Source organism: Pseudomonas sp. ICMP 561 (assembly GCF_002699985.1).
GTDB classification, from domain to species: Bacteria; Pseudomonadota; Gammaproteobacteria; order Pseudomonadales; family Pseudomonadaceae; genus Aquipseudomonas; species Aquipseudomonas quasicaspiana.
In genome coordinates this window covers 1-8,010 of sequence record NZ_LKBT01000033.1, presented here as the reverse complement: position 1 = coordinate 8,010, position 8,010 = coordinate 1, and the positions used below count along the sequence as shown (strand labels likewise).

Annotated in this window: 10 protein-coding genes; 6 read left to right on the top strand and 4 right to left on the bottom strand. The window is 56.2% G+C overall.

Annotated features, from left to right (window positions below; genetic code table 11):
* Positions 1–225 precede the first annotated feature (225 nt).
* From AO242_RS19885 to tsaA, 4 genes are all read left to right on the top strand, one after another.
* Positions 226–678 (top strand): GNAT family N-acetyltransferase, encoded by a 453-nt coding sequence (locus tag AO242_RS19885; protein WP_099270072.1) that lies wholly within the window; start codon positions 226–228, stop codon positions 676–678.
* A gap of 185 nt (positions 679–863) precedes the next feature.
* Positions 864–1,574, top strand: a complete 711-nt coding sequence (locus AO242_RS19880) for an rRNA pseudouridine synthase (protein WP_027901803.1) — start codon at positions 864–866, stop codon at positions 1,572–1,574.
* Positions 1,575–1,640: 66 nt separating this feature from the next.
* Positions 1,641–2,102, top strand: a complete 462-nt coding sequence (locus tag AO242_RS19875; protein ID WP_099270071.1) for a DUF1456 family protein — start codon at positions 1,641–1,643, stop codon at positions 2,100–2,102.
* Between the two features lie 123 nt (positions 2,103–2,225).
* Positions 2,226–2,930 carry a tRNA (N6-threonylcarbamoyladenosine(37)-N6)-methyltransferase TrmO gene (tsaA, locus tag AO242_RS19870; protein WP_099270070.1) on the top strand — a complete coding sequence of 235 codons (705 nt, stop codon included), beginning with the start codon at positions 2,226–2,228 and terminating at the stop codon, positions 2,928–2,930.
* A 112-nt stretch (positions 2,931–3,042) separates the two neighbouring features.
* On the opposite strand, the gene fpr is transcribed toward tsaA, so the two are convergent.
* The gene (gene fpr / locus AO242_RS19865; RefSeq protein ID WP_002554680.1) at positions 3,043–3,822 is read right to left on the bottom strand and encodes a ferredoxin-NADP reductase; all 780 of its coding nucleotides are present in this window, start codon (positions 3,820–3,822) and stop codon (positions 3,043–3,045) included.
* Positions 3,823–3,943: 121 nt separating this feature from the next.
* Between fpr and AO242_RS19860 the strand changes: the two genes are divergently transcribed.
* Complete coding sequence (locus AO242_RS19860; RefSeq protein ID WP_099270069.1) at positions 3,944–4,879, top strand: LysR family transcriptional regulator; 936 nt, start codon at positions 3,944–3,946, stop codon at positions 4,877–4,879.
* Here the strand turns inward: AO242_RS19860 and AO242_RS19855 are convergent.
* From AO242_RS19855 to AO242_RS19845, 3 genes are all read right to left on the bottom strand, one after another.
* Positions 4,876–5,241, bottom strand: a complete 366-nt coding sequence (locus AO242_RS19855; RefSeq protein WP_099270068.1) for a diacylglycerol kinase — start codon at positions 5,239–5,241, stop codon at positions 4,876–4,878. The two genes, AO242_RS19860 and AO242_RS19855, sit on opposite strands and share 4 nt — an antisense overlap.
* A gap of 81 nt (positions 5,242–5,322) precedes the next feature.
* Positions 5,323–5,973: a response regulator transcription factor ErdR gene (erdR, locus tag AO242_RS19850; protein ID WP_027901808.1), complete on the bottom strand. Its 651-nt coding sequence runs from the start codon at positions 5,971–5,973 to the stop codon at positions 5,323–5,325.
* Positions 5,974–6,220: 247 nt separating this feature from the next.
* Positions 6,221–6,931 (bottom strand): tRNA-uridine aminocarboxypropyltransferase, encoded by a 711-nt coding sequence (locus AO242_RS19845; protein ID WP_099270073.1) that lies wholly within the window; start codon positions 6,929–6,931, stop codon positions 6,221–6,223.
* A 237-nt stretch (positions 6,932–7,168) separates the two neighbouring features.
* Between AO242_RS19845 and AO242_RS19840 the strand changes: the two genes are divergently transcribed.
* Positions 7,169–7,579: a quorum-sensing-regulated virulence factor family protein gene (locus tag AO242_RS19840; RefSeq protein WP_099270067.1), complete on the top strand. Its 411-nt coding sequence runs from the start codon at positions 7,169–7,171 to the stop codon at positions 7,577–7,579.
* The last annotated feature ends 431 nt before the right edge of the window (positions 7,580–8,010 follow it).

Genomic DNA, 8,010 nt, shown 5'->3' with positions numbered 1-8,010 from the left:
TAGGTCTTTCGCTCTTGCATGGAACCTCCTGATTGGGCGAATCATATCGCCCTTAAGAGGTGTCCGGGATCATTAAGCCAGTTCAAGCTCACTCCTACAGGGTCCGTGTTTGCCACGAAACAAAGCGGCGCCTTGGCGAGGAGGCAGCCCCTGCAAATCACCTGATTTGCTGCACGATAGCGACGTGTCAGGAACACAATGCGATCTTCAATGGAGTCAAACCCCATGCAACATCCGGCGATTTCCAGCGCGGATAAAAATGACTATTCGCAACTGATTCAGGTCTGGGAAAGCGCCGTCCGCGCGAGCCATGACTTTTTGCCAGAAGCTTACATCGTGCAGCTTAGAGAGCTGTTGCTGACCCGCTATCTGGATACCGTGACGCTGTTCTGCACCCGGGATTCGCACCTGAACATCACGGGCTTCGCCGGGGTCAGCATCGGCAAGCTGGAGATGCTGTTCATTGAGGCCGACCATCGCGGCCAAGGGCTAGGCAAACAGCTACTGGATTACAGCATCAAACACTTCAGAATCCGCGAGCTGGACGTCAACGAACAGAACCCACAAGCATTGGGCTTTTACCTCAAGCAGGGCTTCGAAGTAATCAACCGTTCGGAAGTGGACGGGCTTGGGCATCCTTATCCGATGTTGCGGATGAGGCTGGAGCAGCGGTTCTAAAAGCGCGGCGGCCGACGTGACACCCTCCCGGCTAAAGCCGGTCCTACGGTCGCACGGGTTCCGTAGGAGCGGCTTTAGCCGCGAGGGCAGCGACCCGATTACACAGCATTTGCAATGTTGCCGCGATTAACCGGGCGGGCACGGGTACAATGTCGGCCTTTCTCCCAAGTAACGGCTTTTTTGTCATGTCAGAACCCATCCGCCTCTCCAAACGCCTGATCGAACTCACCGGCTGCTCTCGCCGGGAGGCTGAGCTGTACATTGAGGGCGGCTGGGTAACGGTGGACGGTAAAGTCATCGATGAACCGCAGTACAAGGTTGATACCGAAACCGTCGTCCTTGATCGCGAAGCCAAGGCCGATGCGCCCGAGCCGGTGACCATCATTTTCCACAAACCGGCCGCCCTCAGCGAAGCCGATGCGCTGGCACTGATTACCCCTGCCACCCTCTCGGAAGAACACAGCTTTGGTAAACGTCCGCTCAAAGGGCACTTTCTGCGTCTTGAACCCATCTCGACCCTGCAGGCCAATGCCAGCGGCCTGATGGTGTTCAGCCAGGACTGGAAAATCCTGCGCAAACTCACCGATGACCGCAGCAAGATCGAGCAAGAGTACGTGGTGGAAATCTCCGGCGAGATGGTCGCCCACGGCCTCAACCGTCTCAATCACGGCATGACTTACAAGGGCACAGAACTGCCCAAGGTCAAAGCCAGCTGGCAGAGCGAGAACCGCCTGCGTTTCGCGATGAAAAACCCTCAGCCTGGCGTTATCGCCCAAATGTGCGAGGCCGTGGGCCTGAAGATCGTTTCAGTCCGCCGTATCCGCATTGGCGGCGTGTCCATGGGCAAGCTGCCCGAAGGCCAATGGCGCTACATGACTTCCAAAGAGAAGTTCTAAATTCAGTTCAATGCTGCATGACCCGCTCATGCAACGTGACCCCAGCCTTATCAGGATTTACGCATCATGATGAACAACGACGTATTGCGCAGCGTGCGCTACATGCTTGATATCAGCGACGGCAAGATTGTCGACATCACAAAGCTTGGCGGAATGGAAATTTCCAAGGCTGATGTCATCGCTTTCACCAAAAAGGAAGAGGAAGAAGGCTATCTGAATTGCAGCGATGAAATCATGGCGCACTTCCTGGATGGTCTGGTGATCTTCAAACGCGGCAAGAACGACAGCCGTCCGCCTCAGCCAGTCGAACTGCCCGTGACCAACAACACCGTGCTGAAGAAACTGCGCGTCGCCTTCGAGCTTAAAGAAGAAGACATGCACGCCATTCTCAAGTCAGTGGAATTTCCGGTGTCCAAGCCTGAACTGAGCGCTCTGTTCCGCAAATTCGGTCACAGCAACTACCGTACCTGTGGCGACCAATTGCTGCGCAACTTCCTCAAGGGCCTGACCCTGCGGGTTCGCCCTTGACCACAGTGACTCTGAGTCAGTATATGCACCCGGTAGGAGCGAACTTGTTCGCGAGGCGGTGTTATGCGATACAGCGCTTCGCGAACAAGTTCGCTCCTACCGGATGCCTTATTCCGCTCATCCATGACTGACTCCTACACCGTCTCCCCCATCGGCTTCGTCCGCTCCTGCTTCAAGGAGAAGTTCGCCATTCCGCGCCAGCCACAACTGGCGCCGGCGGCCCGCGGCGTGCTGGAGCTGGTAGCGCCGTTCGACCAGGGGGATGCGGTGCAAGGCCTGGAGCAGGTCAGCCATGTCTGGTTGCTGTTCCTCTTTCATCTGGCGCTGGAAGAAAAGCCTCGCCTGAAAGTACGTCCCCCGAGGCTGGGCGGTAATCAGTCGATGGGCGTATTCGCAACCCGCGCTACACACCGGCCAAATGGCATCGGCCAGTCGGTGGTCAAACTGGACAAAGTCGAAGCCGGGCGTCTGTATTTGTCGGGCATCGACCTGCTGGACGGCACGCCAGTATTGGACATCAAGCCCTACGTGCCTTACGCCGACAACGTGCCGAGTGCGACCAACGCTATTGCGAGCGCGGCCCCTGAACTTATTCCAGTGGATTGGGAAGCGTCAGCCTTGAAGCAGGCTCACGAGCACGGCTCGCGTCTCGATGAGCCTCTGATCGAGTTGATCGAGCAATGCCTGGCGCAGGATCCTCGCCCCGCCTATCAGACACCGACTCCGGAACGCCGCTACGGTGCGCAGTTCTGGGATCTGGACGTACGCTGGCACTATCCCGAGCCAGGTGTCATCAAGGTGCTCGAAGTGGTGCTGGCGAGCGCCTGATCAGATCACTTATCTGCGCCCACAAAAAAACCGCCTGGTCCGTGACCCCCAGGCGGTTTTCTTGTCACATCAGCGGACTGTGCGAACACACTCCACCCCGTAATTTCAGCGCTTACTTCTCGACGAATGCACGCTCGATCAGATAATCGCCCGGCTCACGCATACGCGGAGAAACCGTCAGACCGAAGCTGTTGAGCACTTCGCTGGTTTCATCGAGCATGCTTGGGCTACCGCACAACATGGCGCGGTCGTCCTGAGGGTTGATCGGTGGCAGCCCGATGTCGCTGAACAGCTTGCCGCTACGCATCAGGTCAGTCAAACGACCTTCGTTCTCGAACGGCTCGCGCGTAACGGTTGGGTAGTAGATCAGCTTGTCGCGCAGTGCTTCGCCGAAGAACTCGTTCTGTGGCAGGTGTTCGGTGATGAATTCGCGGTAAGCGACTTCGTTCACGTAACGCACGCCATGACACAGAATGACTTTCTCGAAGCGCTCGTAGGTTTCAGGGTCCTGAATGACGCTCATGAACGGCGCCAGACCGGTACCGGTGCTGAGCAGGTAAAGATGCTTGCCCGGCTTGAGGTCGTCGAGTACCAGCGTGCCTGTAGGCTTTTTGCTGATGATGATCTCGTCGCCTTCCTTCAAGTGCTGAAGCTGCGAAGTCAGGGGACCGTCAGGCACTTTGATGCTGAAAAATTCGAGATGCTCTTCCCAGTTCGGGCTGGCGATGGAATAGGCGCGCATGAGCGGGCGACCGTTTGGCTGCTGCAGACCAATCATGACGAACTGACCGTTCTCGAAACGCAGACCTGGATCGCGGGTGCACTTGAAACTGAAGAGTGTGTCGTTCCAGTGGTGGACGCTTAGAACACGCTCGTGGTTCATGTTGCTCATTGACGTGAAAACTCCTGAAATTCGCTTGCGCCGGGGAGGAACGCTATTGCGCAGTATTCTAGTGGGAAGCACAATATCTGTTAAATGAATTATTAAGATATGGGTAATCGGTTATATAGATATGCGATTTACTTTACGTCAACTTCAGGTTTTTGTAGCCGTCGCCCAGCAGGAAAGCGTTTCCCGTGCGGCGATCCTTCTGTCGCTATCGCAATCGGCGGCCAGTACCTCCATCACCGAACTGGAGCGCCAGTCCAGTTGCCAGCTGTTTGATCGTGCCGGCAAACGTCTTAGCCTGAATGCCACCGGACGGCAGTTGCTCCCCAAGGCGGTTGCCCTGCTTGACCAGGCAAAAGAGATCGAAGACCTGCTCAATGGCAAGTCCGGCTTCGGCTCACTGGCGGTGGGCGCCACCCTGACCATTGGCAACTATCTGGCGACGCTGTTGATCGGCAGCTTTATGCAGCGTCACCCGGAAAGCCAGGTCAAATTGCATGTGCAGAACACCGCGCACATCGTGCAGCAAGTTGCACACTACGAAATTGACCTCGGTCTGATCGAGGGTGATTGCACTCATCCTGACATTGAGGTGCAGCGCTGGGTCGAAGACGAACTGGTGGTGTTCTGCGCGCCTCAGCATCCGCTGGCCAAACGCGGGCACGCCAGCCTGGAAGAGTTGACTGGAGAAGCGTGGATTCTGCGCGAGCAAGGTTCAGGCACACGCCTGACGTTTGATCAGGCGATGCGTCATCATCGTAATGCACTGAATGTGCGTCTGGAGCTTGAACACACCGAAGCCATCAAACGTGCCGTGGAATCGGGTCTGGGTATTGGCTGCATTTCCCGACTGGCGCTCAGGGATGCAATTCGGCGCGGCAGTCTGGTGGCGGTGGAAACACCGGAACTGGACCTGTCCCGAGAGTTTTACTTCATCTGGCACAAGCAGAAGTATCAAACCTCTGCCATGCGTGAGTTTCTCGACCTGTGTCGGTCATTGACCGAAGGGGTGCAACGCAGTGACGAAATCGTGCTGCCGAGCATGTACCCGGTGACTTAACCGAACAGAATCAACAACCAGACTGCGGCGATCATGGTCAGCGAGACCATCTGGGCCGCACTGCCCATGTCCTTGGCATTTTTCGAAAGCGGATGCAAGTCCAGCGAGATGCGGTCGATGGCTGCTTCGACCGCCGAATTGAGCAGCTCAACGATCAACGCCAGCAGACAGACCGCGATCAACAGTGCCCGCTCGCCTTTGCTGACGTCGACTATTAATGCCAGCGGCACAAGGACCACATTGAGAAGCACCAGTTGCCGGAATGCAGCTTCACCCTTGAAAGCGGCAGACAGGCCATCGAACGAATAACCGGCGGCATTCAGGATACGTTTCAGGCCCGTTTGGCCTTTGAAAGGAGACATAGATAGGCTGCTGTGCAAAAAAGATGATGGAAGCTAATTCAGGACAGATCAAAAATATGTGAACGCCTGTAGCGCTCTGGATTATCCGTTCGGGGAAATGGATTCCAGCTGTTGCAGAAGCAACGCAGCCTGGGTCCGGGTACGGACTCCCAGCTTGCGGAATATCGCGGTGACATGGGCCTTGATCGTAGCTTCAGACACGGTCAGCTCATAGGCAATCTGCTTGTTCAGCAATCCCTCACAGACCATTGTCAGAACCCTGAACTGCTGAGGCGTCAAACTGGCCAGGCCAGCACTCGCAGCTTTGGCTTCGTCAGAAACACTGACGGTTTCATTGACCTGAGGCGGCCACCAGACATCGCCTTCAAGAACCGTGCGTACCGCCTTCTGGATAGTCTCCAGCGGGCTCGACTTGGGAATGAAACCACTGGCACCGAACTCCCGGGACCTGACGACAATCGCAGCCTCTTCCTGCGCCGAAACCATTACTACCGGTATTTGCGGATATTGCCCGCGCAACAGCACCAGACCGGAAAAGCCATAAGCGCCCGGCATGTTCAAATCCAGCAACACCAGATCCCAGTCGGATTTTTCACCCAGGCAGGCTTCCAGCTGAGCAATGCTATCGGCTTCCACCAGCCTCACGTCCGGGCCAAGGCCAAGGCTCAACGCCTGATGCAACGCGCTGCGAAACAGCGGATGGTCATCGGCAATCAGGATTTCGTAAGTCATGGGGTGTTCCTGTACTGATTAAGTGAGCGCCGATCCATTCAGCACCCAGCACGGCATGGGCAGATGCCAGCAAACGTTTGTTGCAACAACACGCAGCGAGAGCCAATCCTGCAAAAAAACAAGCATCCGGCGCTTTGTGCGGCGCCAGCATGCCCAGCGAAACCGGGGTGGTCAAGCATTAACCCGGTAGCCAACGGCCGTTATTGTGTGCTCATCTGCGGGTAACTCGCAGTGCGACATCATCCGGTCAGAGAAAAGCCTTGAGGTGAGTATGGGAGACATCATCTGAATTGATGGCTTTTTGATACTTCGCACCCAGGTAGTGGGCAGTAAATACATCCAGATAGGCATCCAGCACACCACTGGCCTGCGTATCACCCGCCAGCTCAAGACAGAGTGCAGCCACTTCGGCGGTGCAGAAATGATCGTCACGTTTGGAGCGTCGCAGGCGGTAGCGGGACATCTGTTCCGGCTCAAGGCTGAGCACCGGAAAACGTTCAAGGTAAGGGCTTTTGCGAAACATCTTCCGCGCTTCGGTCCAGGTTGCATCCAGCAGGATAAACAGCGGACGCTTGCCCTCCTCCTGCACCACCCGATTGACCACTCGCTCCGGGGCGACAAACTCTCCGGGAAAAACGATGTAGGGCTGCCATTGGGGGTCGTCCAGCAACCCCAGCAATTGCTCGTCAACGTCGATGCGTGACCAGCCGAACGCATGGGTATCGTCGATCACGTCAGCAATCAGCCAGCCGGTGTTCGTTGGCTTCAGCGGCTCGGTGTCATACATCAACAAGCACATGGCCGATTTTGCAGCCACACTTGGCTTCCATCCGCACAGGCAATAATCGGGGATGACCCGGCACTGATTGCAACGGGGCGCGCGCGACCCACGGGCAATAAACGGCTTGGTACTTTGCGCCAGTCGGCGGTCGCGCAGGCGAGAAACGGCGTGACTCATGAAGGCATGCGTCGATGAATGGAGAGCGTGAACACTGGAGTAACTCGGCGGGCTGAATAGTCCGCGCAGTTTATCAGAGCGGTGCCCCATCCGGCCCGCACTGTCGATGGATGAATCGCTTTCACTGCGCGTCATCCTTATACTTCCCACCATTCATGCGCATCCAGCCCTGCTGCCTGCTGAACATACGTCCAAGTCACCGGTCCAACGGGCCAGTCACTGAATCAGGAGAATTTAATGCTGCGCCTTACCGTCCCTACTCTTACGCTGCTGCTCTCCGTCCCGTTCTTCGCCCAGGCGGCGTCGAAGCAGGATTTCGAATTGAGCAAAATGCTCGAAAAAGTTGCGAAGGAAAGCAGCGTCGGCACGCCACGGGCTATCAACGAGGACATTCTTGATCAGGGCTACACGGTTGATGGTAACCAGTTGATCAATCATTTGAGTGTTCGCGAAGGCCAGGCCCAGCAAATGCGCGCCAATCCCGATGCGGTCCGCAACCAGCTGGGCAACAGTGTTTGTCATAACAACGGCTATCGCCAGTTGATGACCAAAGGTGCGGTGCTCAAGTATCAATTCACCGAGTACAAGACCAACCGCCCCGTGACCAGCCAGGTCTTCAAGGCTAGCGACTGTTCGGTCAAGAAGTAAGGACGTACTCAGTCTCGTCCTGAGGACGCTGACATGTGGGAGTCGCCCCGGTGTCCCTGACACCACGCTGTCGCGCAGCAAACACGGGACCTGTAGGAGTGAGCTTGCTCGCGATTCGATCTGTTGGTCGATGAATATATTGCCTGTGCTGAAGCTATCGCGAGCAAGCTCACTCCTACAGAAAATGCATTCCAGATCAGGTAGTTATTTCTTGTTTGATAGGAGCTGGCTTGCCCGCGATAAGGGCGACTCGGTTCAACTGACACACCGAGGTGCCTGCATCGCGGGCAAGCCCTAATGCCAGTCAGTTAAGGAATTGACTTGTCCGTCCACCGAGAATAAAAAACGGGATCCGTCGATCAGAGCCCGCTCCATGCCCCTTCAGAGCACTTTTCAAGAGATCATCAAACTCAATCCTGTTTCTTTTGAGC